Here is a 21,156-nt window from a genome sequence, read left to right on the forward strand (position 1 = left end):
TTCCCGGGGAGCGGACGAGGTCTGCTAGAGGCGCCGGGCGCCGCTGAAGGCACCGCTCGACACCGTCTGGTACTTCACGACGTCGCCGGTCTGCGGTGCGTTGATCATCTTTCCGCCGCCCGCGTAGATGCCGACATGGCTCACGGGCGAGTAGTAGAAGACGAGGTCGCCTGGGCGCATGTCGCCCCACGACACCGCCTTGCCGACCCGCGCCTGCTGGCTGCTCGAGCGAGGGAGCGTGACACCCGCCTGCTTGAACGCCCAGCTGGTGAGGCCGGAGCAGTCGTAGCTGCCCGGGCCGCCCGCACCCCACTGGTAGGGCTTGCCGAGCTGGGTGGCCGCCGCTCGGAGCGCCTCGACGCCGACGCCGGTGCCGGTGATCGGTCCCGGCGCGCTCTCCCCCGGGCCGGCGCGGTTGCGCCGTTGCTGCGGCGACAGCCGTTCGAGGAGCTTCTCGGCCTCGTCGATCCGCATCTCGGCGTCTCGCTTGCGGTCCTCGACGTCCTTCTCCGCCTTGGTCGCTTCGTCGGCGGCGGCCTGCGCGCGCTGGACGGCGGCATCGGCCTCGGCCTGGGCCTTGGACGTCTGGTCGACGACGGCCTGCAGCTGCTCGAGAGCGGCCTTGTAGTCGGCCGAGATCGTCTCCAGCGCCGACATCTGATCCAGGAAGTCCTGCGGTGACTTGCTTGCGAGAAACGCGTTGAACTGGTCGAGGCTGCCGCTCTCGAACGTGCCCATGGCCACCGCGTCGAGCTGCTGGCGGTACTGCTCTTCGTTGCCCTTGGCGGCGTCCACGGCCGCCTGCGCGGGCGCTACGGCTTCACGCAGCGTCCCCAGCTCGGCCTGCCGGGCGTCGACGGTGTCCTGGGCCGCGTGCCACTCCTCGGTGAGGGCCTCGGCCTCCCGCTGCACCTGATCGAGCTGCTTCGCGGCGTCAGCGGCGTTGGTGGGGGGCGGTGGGGATGGGGGTGGGGGCTGGGCGCTCGCCGGCCCGGCGCTGAGGACGAGGGCGAGAAGCGAAGCAAGGACGAGGGCTCCGGCCGACGGCGCAGAACGCCTGCGGAGGGCGGGTCGATGTGTGAACCACCGGGACTTCCGACCGCGACCGGATGGGGTACGCCGAGGCGACACCACGCGGATGGATCTCCTCTCGCCACCCGCGTGCTCCCCGATCAGGGGCCCCGAACAACCGATCGGACGAGTACGCGGTGACCTTGCGTCGCCATTCCCTGCGAATGGCTGAACCGCCACAAGGTCTCGCGGAGATTACGGAGATCACCAAAGGCGTCCAAACAGAGGGTCACGGCGTGTCACGCGTTCGAGTGACCACCGGCCGAGTGCAAAGAGCAACCAAACAGGTTCCACAACAGCGTAATGTCACCCAGCGTCACGATCGACCTGTCGCCCATCCGGGCCAGGGAGCGTTCGGCGCGCAGGAACGGCCACCAACCGCAATCTCGGCACGAGACCTTGATCCGCGAGCACATCGAGCGCTCGCCTTTCTGGTGCGTCGAGTTGCAGTTTGGGCGCGCCGGACGGCAGGTTCTCCGCCGCGGATCCGGCCGCTCGTGGGGCAGGCGCACCGAGCAGCACGCCGATCACGCAGTCGCCACAGGCATCGCCGCGAACCGCGCAGCTGTCACAGTCGATGATCATTTCTGCTCCCTCGCCGGTCGGACGTTTCCGATGCCGGCGGACGTTAGGAGCAGCCCCCGACAGTTTCGGGCGAGGAATAGCACTCCAGGGTGATGGAGAAGACGATCGGCGAAGAACGAGAAGGGCGTCAGCCGCGGGCCAACCGACCCAGAAGGATCGCCGACGGCACGGAGTAGGCCCCGCCGCGACGCACGGAGACGACGACCGCCCGGTCCGACGTGGCCACGAGGACGGGCCTGCCCTCCGGCTCGGCCGCCACCAGGTCGCGGATCACGTCGTCGGCCAGTACACCGACGTCGCTGAACAGGACCCGCACGCCGCGGGACCCCCGATGGGGCGCGGAGACGACGCCCGCACCGTCGAACACGACGGTGATCTCCACGCCGGTACGCGCGGCGAGCGCGGCCAGCTGCCCGACCAGCCGCGTGCGCTGGTCGGCCAGTGGCAGTTCGGGGTAGCCCGTCTTGCTGACGTTGTAGCCGTCGACGATCAGGTGCACCGACGGCACGGCGAGCAGCGCGTCGAGGCCGGCGAGCCCGTCGATCGCCGCCCCCCGGTGCGCGGCCTGGGCCCCGGCGACCAGGTCGGCGGGCCGCGGGCCACCACCGCCCAGGGCGAGCTCGCGGCGCAGCCCCGTCAGCGCCCCGCCGAGGGTGTCGATGAGCAGTTCGAGGCGCACCTCGTCGGCCTTGCGGGCCTCGCGCGCGGCTTGCCTCGCCGCCGCCACCTCGGCCGCGGCGCGGTCGGCGCGCCTGCGCTCCGCCTCGGCCCGGCCACGCTCACGGTCGCGCTCCGCCTGTGCCGCGGCGAGCTCGCTCTCCGCCGAGCGGCGCAGCTCCGCGACGACCTGCTCGGCCTCTGCACGGGCGTCGACCGCCGCGCGCAGCCGCGCGCCCTGGTCCGATACCCGGCGCCGCAGCTGCTGGTACTCCGCGTCGCGCTGCTCCCCCGCCTCCCGCGCCTGCGCCCGGGCCTCGGTGAGCTCGGCGCGCAGCCGATCCAGCTCGATGGTGAGCTTGTCCACGCGGGACAGCGCCGCGTCCCGCTCGGCGCGCAGCTCGACGACCTCGCCCCGGCGGGCGGCGGCAGCCACCACGTCGGTGGCCGCCGGGTCGTCGGTCAGCACGGCGGCGGCGGCCGCGGTGAGGGGATCGTCCGCGGCGGCGGTGAGCTCGCCGGGCCGGTGCTCCTCCCACCACGCGATGACCGCGGTGCGGAAGGCGAGCGAGACCGCCAGTTCGGCGGTGAGGGCTGGGGCGCCGAGCTTCGCGCGCTTGGCCGGGGTGAACCGGGCCAGCCTGCGCAGCGACACGGGGACGTCCGCTACGGGCATCGAGCCCACGGCTGCGGCGGCCGTTTCGGCAAGGCGGGCTCGCACGGCGTCCGGGAGCCGTTCCCAGTTCACCGGCTCGGGCACGATCGGGTCACCGGCTGACGCCGAAAGACCGGCCGCGCCGAGCTCGGGCGGCCGGGCGGCATCGTCTGACCCGGACATCGTTCCAGGTTATCCGCGTTCCGCTGGTACCACCCAGCGGTGGCTGCGCGAACACTCGCAGTGATCCGCAGGTTCTGTCGGTCAGTGCCGCTAGCGTCCGCCGCCGTGCCCGGTTCCGTCTCCCCGCAGCTGTCCTTCGACGAACTCGGCACCCCACTACGCGAGGTCACGTTCGTCGTTCTCGACCTGGAGACCACCGGCGGCTCGGCGAACACCGACGCGATCACCGAGATCGGTGCGGTGAAGGTGCGCGGCGGCGAGCACGTCGGGGAGCTCGCCACGCTCGTCGATCCCGGCACCGGCGTCCCGCCGGCCATCGTGGCGCTCACCGGTATCACCACCGCGATGATCTCCGGGGCTCCCCGGCTGCCCGCCGTGCTGCCCACGGTGCTCGAGTTCCTCCGGGGTTCCGTGCTCGTGGCCCACAACGCGCCCTTCGACGCCGGATTCCTGCGTGCCGCATGCGAGCGACACGGCCTCGTGTGGCCACGCCCACCTGTGCTCTGCACCGCGCGCCTGGCCCGTGCCGTTCTCTCGTCCGACGAGGCGCCGAGCGTACGGCTCGGCGCGCTGGCCCAGCTGTTCGGCACCACCACGAAACCCACCCACCGCGCCCTTGCCGACGCCCGCGCCACCGTCGAGGTGCTGCACCGGCTGCTCGAACGGGTGGGCAACCTGGGCGTGCAGAGCCTGGAGGAGCTCCTCGGGCTCGCGCGGGAGTCGGCGCCGCACCGGCCCACGCAGGCGCAGCGGAAGAAGCGGGTGCTGGCGGCCGGGGTGCCGGCAGCACCCGGGGTGTACCTGTTCCGCGGTCCCCGCGACGAGGTGCTCTACGTCGGCACCAGCGGCGACCTGCAACGGCGGGTGCGCAGCTACTTCACCTCGGGTGAGCGCCGCCGCCGCGTGCGCGACATGGTGGCGCTCGCCGAGCGGGTCGACACCGTCGTCTGCGCGCACGCCCTGGAGGCGGCGGTGCGGGAGCTGCGGCTGATCGCGGCCCATCAGCCGCGCTACAACCGCCGCTCCCGCCGTCCCCATCGCGGGTGGTGGGTCACACCTACCGCCGAGGCGTTTCCGCGGCTCTCGGTGGTCACCACGCCCCGCGACGGGGCCGTGGGCCCGTTCGGCTCCCGGCAGGCGGCCGCCGCCGCGCTCGACTCCGTGCTCGACGTGGTGCCCCTGCGGCCGTGCACGCAGCGCATACCGGCGCGTGGGGCGTCGGCGTCGCCCTGTGCCCTGCACGAGCTCGGCAGGTGCGCTGCGCCGTGCGCGGGGCTGCAGACGCCCGAGGAGTACGCCCCCGCCGTTCAGGCGCTGCACGAGCTCATCGACGGCCGGGACGACACGGCGCTCCGCACGATGGCCACTCAGGTCGACGAGCTCGCCGGGCGGGAGCGGTTCGAGGCGGCCGCCCGTGTGCGGGATCGGCTGGCCGGCCTGATCGTGGGGCTCGAACGCGCACAGCGCCTGGCCACACTCGCCGCGCTGCCCGAGGTGGTCGGCGCGCGACCCGACGGCCGTGGGGGCTGGGAGATCGCGGTGCTGCGGTTCGGCAGGCTGGCCGCCGCAGGCGTGGCCCGCCGGGGCGTCGCCCCCATGCCCGTGATCGACGCGCTGCGGCTCGGAGCCCAGATCGTGCTCGCGGAGCCCGGGCCGTTGCGGGGTGCGCCCGCCGAGGAGGTGCGCCTGCTGCACCGCTGGCTCACCACGGGCGGCACCCGGCTGGTCCACGCCGAACCGCCCTGGGCCGAGCCCGCTCACGGCGCGGCACGCTGGAGCGAGTGGGCCGAGCGGGCGCGGCCCGTGGAGGTCCGGGTGGACTAAGGTCCCGATCAGCCGACCTACTCGAGGAGCCTTCGTGATCACCGCGATCGTCATGGTGCACACCGCTGCCGACCGGATCCCGGAGACCGCACAGGCCATCGCCGATCTCGACGGCGTGAGCGAGGTCTACTCGTGCGCGGGCGACGTCGACCTCATCGCGGTGGTCAAGGTCCCCGAGCACGACCAGCTCGCCGACGTGATCGCCGGTCGGCTCAGCAAGATCGAGGGCGTGCGGCGCACCGACACCCACATCGCCTTCCGCTCGTACTCACGCGCCGACACCGAGGCCACCTTCTCGGTGGGCCTCGACTAGCGAACGCAGGGTCAGGCTCGCAACGACGTCGAGAACTCGGCCCAGCGCTGCAGCAGGCGCTCGGCGGCTCCCGAATCGATCGCCTCCGCCACGCGCTCCAGCGCCGCGGGGAACGCCTCGGCCAGCCGGGCGGGCGGCCCGTCGAAGGCGACGACCGCCGCTGCCGCGTTCAGCAGCACCGCGGAGCGCACCGGACCGGGCTCGCCCGCGACGAGCGCACGGAACACGCCGGCGTTGACCTCCGCGGAGCCGCCACGTAGGTCCTCCCTGGTGGCGGGGGCGATGCCGAAGGCCTGCGCGTCGAGGGTCTCGGTGCGCACCTCTCCACCGGTGGCGACCCACACCGTGCTGGTGGTCGTGGTGGTCAGCTCGTCGAGCCCGTCGTCGCCGCGCACCACGAGCGCGCACGCCCCGCGCCCGGCGAACACCTCGGCGAGCACCGGGGCGAGCCGGGGGTCCGCACAACCGACGAGTGCGGCGAGCGGCTGGGCCGGGTTCGTCAGCGGGCCGAGCACGTTCATCGCGGTGGGTACGCCCAGCTCTCGGCGCGGACCGGCGGTGTGCCGGAAGCTCGGGTGGAAGACGGGCGCGAAGCAGAACCCGATGCCGACCTCGGCCACGCAGGCGGCGACCCCGTCCGGAGGCAGGTCGACGGCCACGCCGAGCGCCTCGAGCACGTCGGCAGCCCCGCTCGCGGACGACGCAGCACGGTTGCCGTGCTTGACGACCGGCACGCCGGCCGCGGCGACGACGACGGCCGCCATCGAGGAGATGTTCACCGTGTGCGCCTGGTCGCCCCCGGTGCCGACCACGTCGACGGCAGGTCCCGGAACCACGACGCGCCGGGCGTGCCGCAGCATCGTCTCGGCCAGCCCGGAGATCTCCGCAGCGGTCTCGCCCTTGGCCCGCAGCGCCACGAGGAACCCGGCGAGCTGCGCGGGTGTGGCCTCGCCCGAGAGAACCCGGTCCATCACCCACGACGTGTCACCCGCCCCGAGGTGCTCGCCGCGGAGCAGCCTGCCGAGGATGCCGGACCAGGTGAGAGGGGTGTCGTCAGCCACGGATCGCAGTGTCTAGTGCGGTGGACCGGCGCAGGACGTCGGCCACCGTCTCGGCGGCGGTGAGCGGGTCGAGCGGGTGAACCAGCACGGCGTCGGCCTGCGACCAGGTGGCGAGCCACCGGTCGTCGTGCCTGCGCAGCGTGACGATGATCGGCGGGCAGTCGTCGATCTCGTTCTTCAGCTGGCGCGAGAGGCCCATGCCCCCGGTGGGCTGCGCCTCGCCGTCGAGGATGGCGAGGTCGATGTCGCCCGCATCGGCCGCGGCAAGCACCTGGGCGATGCCTTCGGCCTCGACGAACCGCACCCGGCCGAGGTCGGGCGCGGGGCGCCGACCGATGGCCATGATGACGGATTCGCGTACCTCAGGGCGGTGGCTGAACACCAGCACGGTCAGGGTCGGGCGCGCGACAGGGCTGCTCACGCTGGGAAACTGTAGTGCCGCGCTCCGGAACATCTGGCAGGTGCCGCCCGTTCAGCCACCAAACCGTGACTGACGCCGCGGGTATCCCGACAAGCTGTAGAAGTTGGTCCGGGGTAATAATGCCCGGGTGACGACAGCGGCTCCCAGCATCAGCGCGCGCATCCACTCGCTGAACCGCCCCAACCTGGTCAGCGTTGGCACCATCGTCTGGTTGTCCAGCGAGCTGATGTTCTTCGCCGGGCTGTTCGCGATCTACTTCACCGCCCGGGCCCAGAACCCGCCCGGGCTGTCGTGGCCGCCTCCCCCCACGCACCTGGACGTGCCGTACGCCCTCGTGGTGACGATCGTCCTGGTGTCGTCGTCGTTCACATGCCAGTTCGGGGTGTTCGCCGCGGAGCGGGGCGACGTGTTCGGGCTGCGCCGCTGGTACCTGCTGACGCTGATCATGGGGGCGATCTTCCTCGGCGGTCAGGCCTACGAGTACTGGAACCTCGTACACGAGGGCACCACGATCTCCTCGGACGCCTACGGCACGGTCTTCTACCTGACCACCGGCTTCCACGGGCTGCACGTCACCGGCGGGCTCATCGCCTTCATCTTCCTGATCATCCGCACCAAGCTCAGCAAGTTCACTCCGCAACAGGCCACCGCAGCGATCGTCGTGTCGTACTACTGGCACTTCGTCGACGTGGTGTGGATCGGCCTGTTCGCCGTCATCTACTTCATCCGCTGACCGACGAGGGCTGGACGACGCAGACGTGACCACCACACCTTCCTCGAAGCGCCTCCGAGGCCCGCGCAGCCGCTTCCGCCGCCGCATCGCAGGCGTGCTCGCGCTGGGCATCGGCCTGCTGGTCGTCGGCGGCCTCTACACCACTTTCTCGCCGCAGCCCCAGGTAGCGATCGCGCAGCCGAACGACGCCGCGCTGGTCGCACAGGGGCAGGAGCTCTACAACTCCCACTGCATCACCTGCCACGGAGCCAACCTGCAGGGCGTGCAGGACCGCGGCCCCAGCCTGATCGGCGTCGGCGACGCGGCCGCCTACTTCCAGGTGTCGACCGGCCGCATGCCGCTGGCCCGCCAGGAGGCGCAGGCCGAGCGCAAGCCCCCGCTGCAGGAGTTCGACCCGAGCACACCCGAGGGCGCCGAGAACCTGAACGCACTGGGTGCCTTCGTGGAGTCCCACGGCGGCGGCCCCACGCGGCCGGCGGATTCGGGCGCCGCCCTGCGTGGCCCCGACACCGCGCGCGGCGGCGAGCTGTTCCGGCTCAACTGCGCCTCGTGCCACAACTTCACCGGCCGCGGCGGCGCGCTGACCTCGGGCAAGTACGCCCCGACGCTCGACCCGGCCACCGAGACGGACATCTACACGGCGATGCTCAGTGGGCCGCAGAACATGCCGAAGTTCTCCGACCGGCAGCTCTCGCCCGAGGAGAAGAAGGACATCATCGGCTACATCAAGTCGGTCACCGACGGCCACAACAACCCCGGCGGCGACCCGCTGGGCGGCATCGGGCCGGTTTCTGAAGGTTTGATCGCGTTCATCGTCGGCCTGGCCGCGATGATCGGATTCGCACTGTGGCTGGGAGCCAAGTCATGACCACCTCGCGGCAGGATCCGCCGACGCCGGGCACGGAGCACCCGCAGCGACGCACCCCCACCACCACCGAGGTGGAGGAGATGAGCCTCGAGCAGCGCGCCCGCCTGGCTGCCGAGCTCGACGACGTCGAGATCGTCCACAACCAGCCGAAGTTCCCGATCCCGGGCACGCGCGCCGAGAAGCGGGCCGAACGCTCCGTCGCCATGTGGTTCGCGATCTCCGCGGTCGCCGGGGCCGCGTTCTTCGCGGCCTTCATCTGGTGGCCCTACCAGTACAAGGCGCCCGGCGACCCCGGCTACTCGCTCTACACGCTCTACACGCCGGTCGTCGGGGCCACCTTCGGCATCGCGGTGCTGGCGCTGGGCATCGCGGTCATCGCGTACGTGAAGAAGTTCTTCCCCGACGAGGTGTCGGTGCAGCAGCGCCACGACGGTGCCTCCGACGACGTGGCGCGCCTGACCGTGCTGGCCCAGCTCACCAAGGCAGGCCAGGACACGGGCATCGCGAGGCGCAAGCTGATCATCCGCGCTGCGGGTGCCGCGGCCGGCCTCTTCGGCCTCGGGCTCACCGTCGCGGCGATCGGCCCGCTGGTCCGCAACCCGTGGAAGGAAGGCCCCAACTCCCCGCTGTGGGTGACCGGGTGGAAGTCGGTGCACGGCGAGACGGTCTACCTGCGCCGGGACACCGGTAACCCGGACGAGATCTCGCTGGTTCGCGCGGAGGACCAGGCTGCCGGCTCGATGGAGACCGTCTTCCCGTTCCGGGAGGAGGAGCGGGGCCACCCCGAGGCGCTGCAGGCAGCTCTGCGGGCTCCCGACACCCCCACGATGCTGATCCGGTTCCGTCCCGGCACCCAGGTCACCCAGGGCCCGGGCACGGAGAACTACCACTACGGCGACTACTACGCCTACTCGAAGATCTGCACGCACCTGGGCTGCCCGGCATCGCTCTACGAGGCGCAGACACAGCGGATCCTCTGCCCGTGCCACCAGTCGCAGTTCCTCGCGACGGATCATGCGACGCCGATTTTCGGTCCCGCGACACGCGCGCTGCCCCAACTTCCGATTACCGTGAACGACGAGGGTTACCTCGTCGCCACGGGTGACTTCAACGAGCCAGTCGGTCCGGCGTTCTGGGAGCTGAGATCATGAGCGCGATCACCACGCCCACCAGCTCGGCTGGTGGGCTGCAAGCGAAGGGCGCCGAGGCCCTCGACGAGTTGGACCAGCGCTTTCACCCGGCAGCGGGAATGCGCAAGCAGTTCAACAAGGTCTTCCCGACCCACTGGTCGTTCATGCTCGGTGAGGTCGCCCTCTACAGCTTCATCGTCCTGCTGCTCTCGGGCACCTATCTCGCGCTGTTCTTCGACCCGTCGATGACCGAGGTCACCTACAACGGCGTGTTCGACAACCTGCGCGGCGTGCACATGAGCCGCGCGTACGAGAGCGCGCTCGACATCTCGTTCCAGGTGCGCGGCGGCCTGTTCGTCCGGCAGGTGCACCACTGGGCGGCCCTGCTGTTCATGGCCGCGATGGTCGCCCACATGTGCCGCACGTTCTTCACCGGCGCGTTCCGCAAGCCGCGTGAGACGAACTGGATCATCGGCGTCCTGCTGCTGTTCCTCGGCTTCATGGAGGGCTTCAGCGGCTACTCGCTCCCCGACGACCTGCTCTCGGGCACGGGGCTGCGGATCGCGTCCGGGTTCATCCTGGCGGTGCCGGTGATCGGCACCTGGACGCAGTTCGCGCTGTTCGGTGGTGAGTTCCCGGGTATCGAGATCATCCCGCGGCTCTACATCGTCCACGTGCTGCTGATCCCGGGCATCCTGCTCGCGCTGATCGCGGTGCACGTCGGCCTGGTCTGGTACCAGAAGCACACCCAGTTCCCCGGCCCCGGCCGCACCGAAAAGAACGTGGTGGGAGTCCGGATCCTCCCGGCGTTCGCGGCGAAGGGCGGCGCGTTCTTCGCCGTCACCGTCGGTGTCCTCGGGATCATGGGCGGGGTGTTCCAGATCAACCCGATCTGGAACTTCGGCCCGTACAACCCCTCGCACATCTCCGCCGGTTCCCAGCCGGACTGGTACGTGCTCTTCACGGAGGGGATGCTGCGGATCTTCCCGCCGTGGAACATCGCCATCGGCGACTACACGATCCCGCCGGCGTTCTGGGCCAGTCCCGCGTTCCTTCCGGTGCTCTACGTGCTTGCCGGCGCCTACCCGGCGATCGAGCGTCACTTCACGAAGGACAACGCGCTGCACAACTTGCTGCAGCGGCCCCGGGACGTGCCCGTGCGCACCTCGCTCGGCGCCATGGCGATCGCGTTCTACACGCTGCTGGTTCTCTGCGGCAGCAACGACCTGATCGCGTACTTCTTCGACATCTCGCTCAACGCCACCACGTGGGCAGGCCGGATCGGCGTCCTGGTCGTTCCGCCGATCGTCTACTACGTGACGTACCGGATCTGCATCGGTCTGCAGCGCTCCGACCGGGCGGTGCTCGAACACGGCATCGAGACCGGCATCATCAAGCGGCTCCCGCACGGTGAGTTCATCGAGGTGCACCAGCCGCTCGCCGGTGTGGACAGCCACGGCCACCCCATCCCGCTGGAGTACCAGGGGGCGCCGGTGCCGAAGCGGATGAACCAGCTGGGCATGGGTGGCTCACCCCGTCCGGGCTCGTTGCTCACTCCCGACCCGGTCGAGGAGACACTGGCGCTGGAGCAGGCGCGGGCAGACGGAGCCGCCGCCGAGGCGGCCGAGGCCGCAGAGCGCAACGGCGGCAGCAGCAACGGCCACGGTGCGAGCCAGGCACGCAGCGAGGAGCGCAAGGCCCTCACGGGCTCGCCCGACTCGGGGCGGCACGCGTCCGACTGAGACAGCTGGGCGCCACCGAGCGCACTGCACCACCCAGGGGAGGGCCCCGCCGGAACATCGGCGGGGCCCTCCCCTCGTTCCGAGGCTCGGCACGGTCGGCTGCAAGAGAGAACGGGCCGCCGCCTCCGGGCGGCATGCGACCGCGCCTTCGTCGGCCGGTCCGAGCAGCTCGCCCTGTTCCTCGCGGCGCTGGACGGCGACCCTGCCTCCCCCACGGTGTTCTACCTGCACGGTCCCGGCGGTGGGCGATCCGCAGGCCCGCACCTCTGGTCTGGGGGATCTACCGCGCCGCAGCCCCGCCCGAGCTGCTGATCTCCCCGGCCGCCGACTTCCCGATGCTGAACCGGGGCGTCATACGGAGCCACCTTCCGCTCCCCGCCAACACGGCGAGGAACAGCAGCAGGTAGGTGTCAGGCTGCAGTGAGATCAGACCGGTGCTCGGGATCGGCCCGACACCGGGCCCGGGAAGGGCCGTGACCACGGCGAACGTGCAGGCGAGCACACCGATCAGCAGCGCTACGGCGGCCGGGTGGCCCGCCATCGCACGGTGGGCGAGCAGCACCAGCAGCGGCACGACCCACACCCAGTGGTGCGACCAGGCGAACGGCGCCAGCGCTGCCGAGGCGAGGCCGCACAGCGTCAGCGCGAGCACCTCCTCGCCGGCCCGGTGGGCCCGCACCGCCACCCACACCGTCAAGGCACCGAGCACCAGGGCACCGACGAGCCAGGGCAGTATCGCGTGGCTGCCGAGCCGCGCGAGCAGGCCGTTCAACGAATGGTTTGCGGCGCTCGCGACGCCCGAGATCCGATCGGCATCGGCGAACGTGCCGTCGAACCAGTAGGCGGCGGAGTTGGCGGGCGCGACGAGGAAGCCGATCCCGGCGGCCGCGGCGAACGCACCGGAAGCGGTGGCCGCGGCCCGCCTCCGGCCGGTGAACAGCAGGTAGGCGACGAAGACCAGCGGCGTCAGCTTGACCGCCGCGGCGACGCCGACACCCACCCCGCGCCACCGGCTGTCACGGCGTCCGAGCAGGTCGGCCACCACCACAGCGAGGAGAACGATGTTGATCTGACCGAGGTAGAGGGTGGTGCGCACCGGGTCCAGGCAGGTCGCGAGCGCGGTGAGCAGCAGCGTCGCCCGGAACGCCGAACCGGCGGGCACGCCGACGCTGCGCGCGCACCGGTGCACGACGAAGCCCAGCAAGCCCAGCCCCGCGGCCGTCCAGACGACCTTGAGCACGCCGAGCGGCAGCAGCGCCAGTGGAGCGAGCACCGCAGCCGCGAACGGCGGATAGACGAACGGCAGGTCCAGAAGCACGCCGCCGGCATAGAGCGGCTCGCCGTGCAGCACGTGCTCCCCGCCGGCCCGGTACACCTGCAGGTCGATCATGAGCAGATGCGCTGCCGGCCACAGCGCGAGCACGACGACCTGCCCGACGAGCGCCACCCCGACCCCGGCCACGCCCCACCGCAGCCGCCGCCGCCCGCGCACAGCCGGGTCGGGCGTCAGCGTTGTCCCCATCGGCCCCCCGGTGCTCGTCCTCACCGAGGCTAACGAGAGCGTGCCGAGGTACTGCGGCGGGCACACCGCCGGGTGAGTCATGCTCGCTGTACCGCACGTGGCGCCGCGAGCCACCCGAGGAGACGGAGAGCGGATGAAGGTCGACGCGATGTTGCAGGGCACGGGCCTGGCGGAGCTCGCCGAGGAGGCGCGGAAGCGCGAGGACGGCGGGTACGACGGCCTGTGGAGCTTCGAGGGCCCACACGACCCGTTCCTCCCGCTGGTGCCGGTCGCCGAGCACACGTCCCGGATCGCGGTGGGCACGGCGATCGCCGTGGCCTTCGCCCGCAACCCGATGAGCACCGCCTACGTCGCGCACGACCTCCAGGTGCACTCGCAAGGCCGCTTCCTCCTCGGGCTGGGCAGCCAGGTTCGGCCCCACATCGAGCGCCGCTTCGCGATGACGTGGAGCCACCCGGCGCCGCGGATGCGGGAGTTCGTGCAGGCCATGCGGGCCATCTGGGCTGCCTGGAACGACGGGGAGCGCCTGAACTTCCGCGGCGACTTCTACTCCCACACGCTCATGACCCCGTTCTTCTCCCCCGCCCCGAGCCCCTGGGGGCCGCCCAAGGTCTACATCGCGGCGGTCGGCGAGCACATGACGCGCGCCGCGGGCGAGGTCTGCGACGGCGTGCTGCCCCACGGCTTCACGACCGAGCGCTACATGCGCGAGGTCACCGTCCCGATCCTGCAGGAGGGCCTCACCGCGTCCGGACGCACGCTCGCCGACTTCTCGATCAGCTTCTCCGGCCTCGTCGTGAGCGGGCGGAACGAGGAGGAGATCGCGGCGGCCACGCGAGGGGTGAAGGAGCAGATCGCGTTCTACGGCAGCACCCCCTCCTACCGGAAGGTGCTCGACCTGCACGGGTGGGGCGAGCTGGGCGTCGAGCTCAACCGGCTCTCGCGCGGCACCGACGACGCCCGCTGGCGGCAGATGGGCGAGCTCATCGACGACGACGTGCTGAACGCCTTCGCCGTGGTCGCCGAACCGGACCAGCTCGGACCCGCGCTCCTGAAGCGGTTCGGCGACATCGTCGATCGGTTCACCTTCTACGCGCCGTACCAGCACGCCGACGACCTGTTCGTCCCGGCGATCGAGAAGCTGCGCGCGGCGAGCTGACTGATCGCTAGCGTGATTCCGGCACAGGAACAGCCACGACGTCCAGGCCCGTGATCCCGACGAAGTCGACTGGGTTGCAGGTGTGGAGAGGGAGATCATTGGCGATCGCCACCGCCGCGATCAGTGCGTCGTATGCCCGTGCCTGGGGCTTCCGACCGGCCGACCGGAGGGAGGAGGCGACCCGGCCGAAGGCACGGGCGGCCCGCGCATCGAACGCGAGCGGTTCGAAGTCGGACTCAGCCTGCTGGAGGACGGACTGGCGGGCGGCCCGCTCATCGTCAGTTGTGGCCACCAAGGGGCCGACGGAGAGCTCGGCCAGCGTGATCGTCGAGATCAGCGGCTCTTCAGGCAGGCCTCGCTCGCTGCGCAGGAGCGGGAGTGCAATCACTGTGGTGGTGTCCAACAAGCCGCGTCCGTCACCCGTTGTCACAGTGTCGGATCCAGTACCGCATCGACGTCCGCACGAAACGCGACCCTGTCGACGACCGGCACGCCACGCCAGCGGGCGAGCAGGGACGTCGCACTGAGCCGAGGTCGCGGCAGCGGGCGCAGTTCGCCCACCGGAACCCCGTCCCGGGTGACGACGACAGTCTCTCCCCGCTCCACGCGGTGCAGGACATCGCCCCCGTGGTTGCGCAGCTCCCGGATGGTCACCTCGTCCACCACAAGACTGTATCACCGGTGATACATGGAGGGCGTTCCGCCCGCAACGACCAGATCACGATCGGGCCAGATTTGTGCCTCGACGCTGCGAATGGGGAATGAAACCGGGACCATCCGATCTCTCACCTCCCGCGGAAGGACGCGCCATGCTCGCGATCATCGCCGCAGTCTTGTTCGGTCTCGCCCTCATCTTCGAGCTCGCCGGCATCTCGCTCGACATCGTCACCGGCCAGGTGCTGCTGACGGCCGGCCTGCTCTGTGTCGCACTGCACCTCGCGGGGGTGGGCGCGCGCACGAGCTGGCGCGCTCGCCGCTGAGCCGCGCCCGCGAAGACAGCACGCTGACCGTACGAGCGGCACTCTTGTCCGGAGCTATCGGATGAGGGTGCCGCTCGTCCGGTGCGCTCTCCGAGCTGGGTAACCCTGTTGCCCCGTGCCCGCTCTGCGGACAAGCTGCGGCGGTGGGGGCACGGGGGGCGCCGCTCGGCGGTGGGTTCACGCGGCTGTGGACGGCGAACGCGGTCTCGAACATCGGCGACGGGGTGGTCCTCGCGGCCGGCCCGCTGTTGCTGGCGTCGCTGACCGATGATCCGGCGCTGGTGGCCGGCGCGATCTTCGTCCAGCAGCTCCCGTGGCTGCTCTTCGCGCTGCCTGCCGGGGTCGTCGTGGACCGGCTGGACCGCCGCAGGCTGGTGGTCCTGGTCAACGTCGTGCGCGCCGTCGTCATCGGCGCGCTCGCGGCGGCCGTCGGGACCGGCGTGGTCACCGTGGCGCTCGTGTACGCCGCGCTCTTCGTGATCGGCTCGATGGAGACGTTGGCCGACAGCGCGAGCACGGCCCTGCTGCCCGCCGTGGTGGCGCCCGAGCAGCTGCCACGCGCCAACGCCCGCCTGATGGCCGCGCAGCTCGTCGGTAACCGGCTAGTGGCTCCACCGCTCGGCGCCGCGCTGTTCGTGGTGGCCGCCGCGGTGCCGTTCGGCCTCAACGCGGCCACCTTCCTGGTCGCGGCCCTGCTCATCGCCACGCTGCGGCGGAGCATGCCGGCGCGCGAGAAGCCCGCGAGTCCGGCCCGGCCGATGCTGCGCGACATCGCCACCGGCCTGCGGGCTCTCCTCGGTCACCCGGTGCTGCGGCTGCTCGCCCTCTGCCTGTGCCTGATGAACGTCACGCTCACCGGCGCCTTCTCGATCCTCGTGCTCTACGCCCGCGAGCGGCTGGGGCTCGACGAGATCGGCTTCGGGTTGTTGCTCGCGGCGAGCGCCGTCGGCGGGCTCGCCGGTTCGCTGGTCGCCGCCCGGCTGCTGGAGCGGTTCGGCGCCTCGCTCCTGTTGCGGGTGGGGCTCGTGATCGAGACCTCCACGCACTTGTCGCTCGCTCTGGCCCGCGCCCCCTGGGTGGCGGTCGCGACGATGGCCGTGTTCGGCGCGCACGCGAGCCTCTGGAATGTGATCACCCTGTCCTGGCGCCAGCGTGTGGTTCCCGACGCGCTACGCGGGCGCGTCAACAGCGTGTACTTCCTCTTCGCCGTCGGGGGATCGGCCCTCGGCGCGCTGGCCGGTGGGCTCGCCGCCCGCGGCTTGGGGGTCACAGCGCCCTTCTGGATCGCGTTCGCGGGCATGGCCGCGCTGACGGTCACGGCGTGGCGACTGTTCAGCGCGGCCCGGCTCGACGAGCAGCACCAGGCTCCGCTCGTGGTGACCTGAGCGGCCGTCAGGCCTCGTCGCGCCAGCTGTGCCTCGGCTCGAACCCGAGCACCCTGCGGGCCTTGTCGATGGACAGCATCGTCTCGTGCTCGCCCAGCTCCCGGGTGACGGAGACGCCGGGGTAGACCTCGCCGGCGAGGTCGGCGCTGCGGCGCGACATGACCGTGTCGGCGTTGGCGATCACGAAGACGTCCACGCCGGTGGCCTGGTGCTCCAGCGCCAGCCGCACCGCCTGCGCCCCGTCACGACCGTCGATGTAGCCCCACAGGTTCCACCGCCGGAGCGCGGGATCGGCATCGAATCCGGGGAACCTGGCGTAGTCGCCAGGGTCCATCACGTTGGAGAACCGCAGTCCGATCATCTTCAGGTCCGGCACCCATCGGGTGAAATGCCGGGCCATCTCCTCCTCGAGGCTCTTGACCAACGAGTAGGTGCTCTCCGGCCGCACCGGGTACTCCTCGTCCACCGGGATGTAGGGCGGCGGTGTGTCGAACGGCAGCCCGAGCACGGTCTCGCTGGACGCCCAGACGATGTTGCGGATCCCCGCGGTGCGCGCGGCGGCGAACACGTTGTAGGTGGCGGTGATGTTGTTGGCGAAGGTGGTGGCGTTGGTGGCGAGCCCCGGTGCCGGGATCGCCGCGAGGTGCACCACCGCGTCCACACCGTCGTGCCGGCTGTCGACGCCGGTCAACGCCTCGAGGACCTGTCCGTGGTCGGTGAGGTCCACCCGCACTGCGGCCGCTGCGGGCGAATCGGGATCGGGCACGCGGTCGAGGGCGACCACGCGATAGCCGTGGTCCTGCAGGTCACGCACCACGTGCCGGCCCAGCTTGCCGCTGCTTCCGGTGACGGCGACGGTCGTCATAAGGCTTCCTCCAGGTCGGGGGGCGAACGCCGGGAGGAGGAGCGATGAACACTCCCGGCGGCTACCGCAACTGTTACCACCTCATCGAGGCCCATCGAGCAGGGCGCGTGGAGATCACCGGAACACCGCGCTAGAGTCGTCCCCATGCGTACCGCCGTCATCCTCGACACGGCCGTACGTCTGCGCGTCGGCTGAGCCAGGCCGCCGGCGCGCCGTCTCTCCCCTTTTCCTTTCCGAGGCCTGGCTCGGGTCCCCGTACCCCAAACGGAACCCCTGGAGCTACAAAATGACCGTTATCGGCCATTCCCCCCGCACGGCCTGGGCACCCCGCCTGCAGCGCCGTCTCGAGATCGTCACCACCGGCGGCATGGACGGTGTCCTGCGCATCGGCGCTGCGCTTCGCGCGTGCGGCTTCCCCGTCCGTGACTTCACGGTCGAGGTCCGCGACGGCGTCCCTTACAGCTCGGTCACCTGCACCGTCTCGGTCACCAGCGACGAGTCGGCCACCTTCGAGAAGCAGATGGGAGACGTCCCGGCGGTCGTGTCGGTGGCACCCTGCTGACCCACCCGCAGCACTAGAAGAACTCGGGGCGCACGTCGAGGGTGGTGCGGTCCAGGTCGGCCAGCAGCGCGAACTGCGGGCCGGTCCGCGGCAGCTCGTAGCGGAAGAAGTACCGTGCCGCCGCCCGCTTGCCCTCGGCGAAGTCGTCCTCACGTGAACCGGTGGCCAGCAGCTGCTCCAGCCACATCCAGGCCACCACCACGTGACCGACAGCCTCGAGGTAGATCGAGGAGTTGGCCAGGGTCACGGCGGGGTCCCCAGCGTTCCACAGCGTGGTCGTGACCTCCCCGACCCGGGCCGCGGCGGTGGCGAGGGCGTCGGAGTAGGACGTAGGCTCGCCCCCCGCCGCCCTGGCCTTGCCCGCCGTCTCGGTGATCGTCTCCAGCAGGAGGGTGAGCCCGGCGCCGCCGTCCATCACGACCTTGCGACCCAGCAGGTCCAGGCCGTGGATGCCGTGGGTGCCCTCATGGATCGCGTTGAGCCGGTTGTCGCGGTAGAGCTGCTCGACGGCGTACTCCCGCGTGTAGCCGTACCCGCCGTGCACCTGGATCGCCAGGTCGTTGCCGTGCAGGCACCACTGCGATGGCCAGCTCTTCGCGATCGGCGTGAGCACGTCGAGCAGCAGGTGCGCCCTGGACCGCTCCTCCGGCGTCGCTGCCGTGCGCTCCTCGTCGAGGAGCCGGGCGCAGTACAGGACCAGCGCCAGCGCCCCCTCGGCGTACGACTTCTGCGCGAGCAACATCCGGGCGACGTCGGGGTGCTCGATGATCGGGATCTGAGGTGCGCCGGGATCCTTCGCGCCGAGCGGCCTGCCCTGCGTGCGGGTGCGCGCGTAGTCCAGGGCGTGCAGGTAGCCGCTGTACCCGAGGGCGGTCGCTCCCCCGCCGACGCCGACACGCGCCTCGTTCATCATGTGGAACATGTAGGTGAGGCCGTGGTGCGGCTCGCCCACCAGGTACCCCACGGCCCCGGGCTCCCCGCCGGGCGTGTGCCGGCCCTCGCCGAAGTTCAACAGGGTGTTCACGGTGCCGCGGTAGCCCATCTTGTGGTTCACCCCGGCCAGCGCCACGTCGTTGCGCCCACCGCGCGAGCCGTCCGCACCGACCAGGAACCGTGGGACGACGAACAGCGAGATGCCCTTCACCCCCTGCGGGCCACCTGCGATCTTGGCCAGCACCAGGTGGACGATGTTCTCGCCCATCTCGTGGTCACCCGCGGAGATCCACATCTTGTTGCCGGACAGCCGGTAGGTGCCGTCGTCGCGAGGCTCGGCACGCGTGGTGATGTCCGCGAGCGAGGACCCCGCCTGCGGCTCCGACAGGCACATCGTCGCGAACCAGCGGCCCTCGACCATCGGCGGGACGAACGTCTTCACCTGCTCCGGGCTTCCATGAGCCATCAGCAGGTTCGCCCCGGCAACGGTGAGGAACGGGTAGGCCGCCGTGCCGATGTTCGCGGCCAGGAACCACAGCGAGCAGGCCTGGGCGACGGTCTGTGGCAGCTGCATGCCACCGACCGACTCGTCCATCCCGGCCCCGACGAAGCCCGCCTCGCCGTACACCCGCAGCGCCTCGCCCACCTCCGGGATCATGTGGACACGCTCGCCGTCGAACCGGGGCTCGTCGAGGTCGGCCGCCCGGTTGTGCGGGGCGAAGTGCTTCGCCGCCACCTGCTCGGAGAGGTCCAGCACGGCGTCGAACGTCGTGCGGGAGTGGTCGGCGAAGCGCGGCCGGGCGGTCAGCGACTCGACGTCGAGCCAGTCGTAGAGCAGGAAGTCCAGGTCCCGACGCGACAGCAGCAATGAGCGCACACCGGAGGCTAACTCCGATCAGGAAGTGCGCGCCCCGTGCGCGGCCTCGAGCATGTCTGCGAGGTCGGCCACCTTGACGCGCTCCGCGCCGCGCAGACCACCGCGGCGGACCTCCTCCGCGTCCAGGCGCAACCAGCCCGTCCAGTCGACAGGGCGGATCCCGTAGGACGCCAATGCCGCCCGGAACGCCTCCGGCTCGGGGTGCGCGGGCATGGGCAGCCCGGGCAGGTCGGCCAGGATCGCCTCGACCGTCTCGGAAGCGTCGGACTTGTTCGTGCCGATCACGCCCGTCGGGCCGCGCTTGATCCACCCCGTGACGTACGCACCGGGCACCTGCTCGCCGTCGCGCATGACGCGGCCGCCGTCGTTCGGCACGGTGCCGGTGCGGGCATCGAACGGGAGCCCTTCGATCGGCTCCCCGTCGTAGCCGATGGCGCGCACGACGAGCCCGGCGTCGAAGGTCTCCTCCTCGCCGGTGGCGACCACCCGGCCGTCGGCGTCGATCTTGTTGCGCTCCACGACGACGGCGCTCACCCTGCCGTCCACACCGACCAGGCGCACCGGGCTGCGCAGGAACCGCAGATGGATCCGCCGCGGCTTGCCGGTGGTCCCGCGAGCGGCCCACTCCCGGAGCATGTCCAGGTTCTGCCGCTGGCGCCTGTCCTCCGGCTCCTCGACGCCTTCGGCGAGCAGCCCGTCGTCGTGGACGACCACGTCGGCGTTGTGGAGCTCGCCGATCTGGCGCAGCTCGGCGGGCGTGAAGCGGACGTGCTGCGGGCCCCGGCGGATCAGGACGTGGACGTCACGCACGGCGCTGTCACGCAGTGCGCTCAGCACCGGCTCGGGAACGTCGGTCTCGGCCATCTCGTCGGCCGTCTTGGCCAGCACGCGCGCCACGTCGAGAGCCACGTTGCCCGCGCCGACGACGGCGACGCCGGGGCGGTCGAGCACCGGCTGCAGCTCCACACGGTCGGGGTGGCCGCAGTACCAGCTCACGAACGCGCCCGAGCCGAGCGAGCCCGCAAGGTCCTCGCCCGGCACCCCGAGGTGCCGATCCACCGAGCTGCCCGTGGCGTGGACGACCGCGTGGAAATGCTCGCGCACCACGTCCAGCGGTATGCCGCCGTCGCCCACCCGCACCCCGCCCAGGAACTCGACGTGAGCCGGGTCGAACGGCTTCTGCAATACCCGGATGACCGACTTCATCTTCACGTGGTCGGGCGCGACGCCGTAACGCACCAGCCCGTACGGCGCGGGTAGTCGATCCAGCACCTCGACGCTCACCGGCTCGCCGGACGCGAGGAGAGCGGCCGCGGCGTACAGGCCGGACGGCCCGGCTCCGATCACCGCGACCCGCGCCTGTCCCTGCTGCATGAGCTCATCTCCCATGATGGTCCTAGGTCGATCCTGCCACTCCGGGGCGATCCGGACTTGGTTCAGCGCGCCACATCACCGACCTCGGTACCGCATCGGGGCCCGTCATCTCGACGGTCCCGCGGCCCTGGCGTCGACCACCTGACCGGCGATCTCTCCCGGTCGTCGGACGGTGTTGCAGGGGCGCAAGAGACCCGACGCGACATTCGACTGTGACGTGCACGACAAACGTCCCAACCGTCACCCTTCATCCGTT

At 71.2% G+C, this 21,156-nt stretch carries 21 protein-coding genes; 10 read left to right on the top strand and 11 right to left on the bottom strand.

Features of this window, described 5'->3' with window-relative positions:
• Positions 1-24 precede the first annotated feature (24 nt).
• The 3 genes from ABD743_RS23510 to ABD743_RS23520 all read right to left on the bottom strand — a co-directional run bounded on the left by ABD743_RS23510 (position 25) and on the right by ABD743_RS23520 (position 3,151).
• Entirely contained in the window at positions 25-912 is an 888-nt protein-coding gene (locus tag ABD743_RS23510; protein WP_344724309.1) for an NlpC/P60 family protein, read from the bottom strand.
• Positions 913-1,377: 465 nt separating this feature from the next.
• Positions 1,378-1,656 carry a hypothetical protein gene (locus ABD743_RS23515; protein WP_344724310.1) on the bottom strand — a complete coding sequence of 93 codons (279 nt, stop codon included), beginning with the start codon at positions 1,654-1,656 and terminating at the stop codon, positions 1,378-1,380.
• Between the two features lie 127 nt (positions 1,657-1,783).
• The gene (locus ABD743_RS23520; RefSeq protein WP_344724312.1) at positions 1,784-3,151 is read right to left on the bottom strand and encodes an NYN domain-containing protein; all 1,368 of its coding nucleotides are present in this window, start codon (positions 3,149-3,151) and stop codon (positions 1,784-1,786) included.
• A 105-nt stretch (positions 3,152-3,256) separates the two neighbouring features.
• On the opposite strand from ABD743_RS23520, the gene ABD743_RS23525 reads away from it, so the two are divergent.
• Positions 3,257-4,975, top strand: coding sequence for a DEDD exonuclease domain-containing protein (locus tag ABD743_RS23525; RefSeq protein WP_344724313.1), 1,719 nt, complete (start codon positions 3,257-3,259; stop codon positions 4,973-4,975).
• Between the two features lie 34 nt (positions 4,976-5,009).
• Positions 5,010-5,288, top strand: a complete 279-nt coding sequence (locus ABD743_RS23530) for an Lrp/AsnC family transcriptional regulator (protein ID WP_344724314.1) — start codon at positions 5,010-5,012, stop codon at positions 5,286-5,288.
• Positions 5,289-5,299: 11 nt separating this feature from the next.
• On the opposite strand, the gene trpD is transcribed toward ABD743_RS23530, so the two are convergent.
• Together trpD and ABD743_RS23540 are read right to left on the bottom strand one after the other, a co-directional pair.
• Positions 5,300-6,349, bottom strand: coding sequence for an anthranilate phosphoribosyltransferase (gene trpD / locus ABD743_RS23535; RefSeq protein WP_344724315.1), 1,050 nt, complete (start codon positions 6,347-6,349; stop codon positions 5,300-5,302).
• The gene (locus tag ABD743_RS23540) at positions 6,342-6,770 is read right to left on the bottom strand and encodes a response regulator (RefSeq protein ID WP_344724316.1); all 429 of its coding nucleotides are present in this window, start codon (positions 6,768-6,770) and stop codon (positions 6,342-6,344) included. The genes trpD and ABD743_RS23540 overlap by 8 nt, the downstream gene beginning before the upstream one ends.
• A 127-nt stretch (positions 6,771-6,897) precedes the next feature.
• Here ABD743_RS23540 and ctaE point away from each other — a divergent pair, with 127 nt between their 5' ends.
• From ctaE to qcrB, 4 genes are read left to right on the top strand one after another with little or no spacing between them, the layout of a single operon-like run.
• Complete coding sequence (gene ctaE / locus ABD743_RS23545; RefSeq protein ID WP_344724317.1) at positions 6,898-7,503, top strand: aa3-type cytochrome oxidase subunit III; 606 nt, start codon at positions 6,898-6,900, stop codon at positions 7,501-7,503.
• Positions 7,504-7,528: 25 nt separating this feature from the next.
• Complete coding sequence (gene qcrC / locus ABD743_RS23550) at positions 7,529-8,371, top strand: cytochrome bc1 complex diheme cytochrome c subunit (protein WP_344724318.1); 843 nt, start codon at positions 7,529-7,531, stop codon at positions 8,369-8,371.
• On the top strand, positions 8,368-9,522 hold the full coding sequence (gene qcrA, locus ABD743_RS23555) for a cytochrome bc1 complex Rieske iron-sulfur subunit (protein ID WP_344724319.1): 1,155 nt from the start codon (positions 8,368-8,370) through the stop codon (positions 9,520-9,522). Before qcrC ends, qcrA begins: the two co-directional genes overlap by 4 nt.
• A complete protein-coding gene (qcrB, locus tag ABD743_RS23560) occupies positions 9,519-11,243 on the top strand; it encodes a cytochrome bc1 complex cytochrome b subunit (protein WP_344724320.1) in 1,725 nt (574 codons plus the stop codon). The genes qcrA and qcrB overlap by 4 nt, the downstream gene beginning before the upstream one ends.
• A gap of 280 nt (positions 11,244-11,523) precedes the next feature.
• On the opposite strand, the gene ABD743_RS23565 is transcribed toward qcrB, so the two are convergent.
• Entirely contained in the window at positions 11,524-12,765 is a 1,242-nt protein-coding gene (locus ABD743_RS23565; RefSeq protein ID WP_344724321.1) for a glycosyltransferase 87 family protein, read from the bottom strand.
• Between the two features lie 133 nt (positions 12,766-12,898).
• On the opposite strand from ABD743_RS23565, the gene ABD743_RS23570 reads away from it, so the two are divergent.
• On the top strand, positions 12,899-13,924 hold the full coding sequence (locus ABD743_RS23570) for an LLM class F420-dependent oxidoreductase (RefSeq protein WP_344724322.1): 1,026 nt from the start codon (positions 12,899-12,901) through the stop codon (positions 13,922-13,924).
• A 7-nt stretch (positions 13,925-13,931) separates the two neighbouring features.
• On the opposite strand, the gene ABD743_RS23575 is transcribed toward ABD743_RS23570, so the two are convergent.
• Together ABD743_RS23575 and ABD743_RS23580 are read right to left on the bottom strand one after the other, a co-directional pair.
• Positions 13,932-14,327 carry a type II toxin-antitoxin system VapC family toxin gene (locus tag ABD743_RS23575; RefSeq protein WP_344724323.1) on the bottom strand — a complete coding sequence of 132 codons (396 nt, stop codon included), beginning with the start codon at positions 14,325-14,327 and terminating at the stop codon, positions 13,932-13,934.
• A gap of 23 nt (positions 14,328-14,350) precedes the next feature.
• Positions 14,351-14,587: a type II toxin-antitoxin system Phd/YefM family antitoxin gene (locus tag ABD743_RS23580; protein WP_344724324.1), complete on the bottom strand. Its 237-nt coding sequence runs from the start codon at positions 14,585-14,587 to the stop codon at positions 14,351-14,353.
• A gap of 146 nt (positions 14,588-14,733) precedes the next feature.
• On the opposite strand from ABD743_RS23580, the gene ABD743_RS23585 reads away from it, so the two are divergent.
• Positions 14,734-14,904 (top strand): hypothetical protein, encoded by a 171-nt coding sequence (locus ABD743_RS23585; RefSeq protein ID WP_344724325.1) that lies wholly within the window; start codon positions 14,734-14,736, stop codon positions 14,902-14,904.
• 143 nt (positions 14,905-15,047) lie between these two features.
• Complete coding sequence (locus ABD743_RS23590; RefSeq protein ID WP_344724326.1) at positions 15,048-16,289, top strand: MFS transporter; 1,242 nt, start codon at positions 15,048-15,050, stop codon at positions 16,287-16,289.
• Between the two features lie 7 nt (positions 16,290-16,296).
• On the opposite strand, the gene ABD743_RS23595 is transcribed toward ABD743_RS23590, so the two are convergent.
• Positions 16,297-17,154: an NAD-dependent epimerase/dehydratase family protein gene (locus tag ABD743_RS23595; RefSeq protein WP_344724327.1), complete on the bottom strand. Its 858-nt coding sequence runs from the start codon at positions 17,152-17,154 to the stop codon at positions 16,297-16,299.
• Between the two features lie 286 nt (positions 17,155-17,440).
• On the opposite strand from ABD743_RS23595, the gene ABD743_RS23600 reads away from it, so the two are divergent.
• Positions 17,441-17,716 carry a hypothetical protein gene (locus ABD743_RS23600; protein WP_241039482.1) on the top strand — a complete coding sequence of 92 codons (276 nt, stop codon included), beginning with the start codon at positions 17,441-17,443 and terminating at the stop codon, positions 17,714-17,716.
• A 13-nt stretch (positions 17,717-17,729) separates the two neighbouring features.
• On the opposite strand, the gene ABD743_RS23605 is transcribed toward ABD743_RS23600, so the two are convergent.
• Together ABD743_RS23605 and ABD743_RS23610 are read right to left on the bottom strand one after the other, a co-directional pair.
• The gene (locus ABD743_RS23605; RefSeq protein ID WP_344724328.1) at positions 17,730-19,526 is read right to left on the bottom strand and encodes an acyl-CoA dehydrogenase; all 1,797 of its coding nucleotides are present in this window, start codon (positions 19,524-19,526) and stop codon (positions 17,730-17,732) included.
• Positions 19,527-19,544: 18 nt separating this feature from the next.
• Positions 19,545-20,915: an FAD-dependent oxidoreductase gene (locus tag ABD743_RS23610; protein ID WP_344724329.1), complete on the bottom strand. Its 1,371-nt coding sequence runs from the start codon at positions 20,913-20,915 to the stop codon at positions 19,545-19,547.
• Positions 20,916-21,156: the final 241 nt, after the last annotated feature.

The organism is Pseudonocardia yunnanensis, assembly GCF_039534065.1.
Taxonomy (GTDB): Bacteria; Actinomycetota; Actinomycetes; order Mycobacteriales; family Pseudonocardiaceae; genus Pseudonocardia; species Pseudonocardia yunnanensis.

What these genes read in the sequence shown, in the direction of transcription:
- ABD743_RS23515 (WP_344724310.1), bottom strand. Translation starts at nt 1,656, where the DNA reads ATGATCATCGACTGTGACAGCTGCGCGGTTCGCGGCGATGCCTGTGGC.
- ABD743_RS23520 (WP_344724312.1), bottom strand. Translation starts at nt 3,151, where the DNA reads ATGTCCGGGTCAGACGATGCCGCCCGGCCGCCCGAGCTCGGCGCGGCC.
- qcrA (WP_344724319.1), top strand. Translation starts at nt 8,368, where the DNA reads ATGACCACCTCGCGGCAGGATCCGCCGACGCCGGGCACGGAGCACCCG.
- qcrB (WP_344724320.1), top strand. Translation starts at nt 9,519, where the DNA reads ATGAGCGCGATCACCACGCCCACCAGCTCGGCTGGTGGGCTGCAAGCG.
- ABD743_RS23565 (WP_344724321.1), bottom strand. Translation starts at nt 12,765, where the DNA reads ATGGGGACAACGCTGACGCCCGACCCGGCTGTGCGCGGGCGGCGGCGG.
- ABD743_RS23570 (WP_344724322.1), top strand. Translation starts at nt 12,899, where the DNA reads ATGAAGGTCGACGCGATGTTGCAGGGCACGGGCCTGGCGGAGCTCGCC.
- ABD743_RS23585 (WP_344724325.1), top strand. Translation starts at nt 14,734, where the DNA reads ATGCTCGCGATCATCGCCGCAGTCTTGTTCGGTCTCGCCCTCATCTTC.
- ABD743_RS23595 (WP_344724327.1), bottom strand. Translation starts at nt 17,154, where the DNA reads ATGACGACCGTCGCCGTCACCGGAAGCAGCGGCAAGCTGGGCCGGCAC.
- ABD743_RS23600 (WP_241039482.1), top strand. Translation starts at nt 17,441, where the DNA reads ATGACCGTTATCGGCCATTCCCCCCGCACGGCCTGGGCACCCCGCCTG.
- ABD743_RS23610 (WP_344724329.1), bottom strand. Translation starts at nt 20,915, where the DNA reads ATGGGAGATGAGCTCATGCAGCAGGGACAGGCGCGGGTCGCGGTGATC.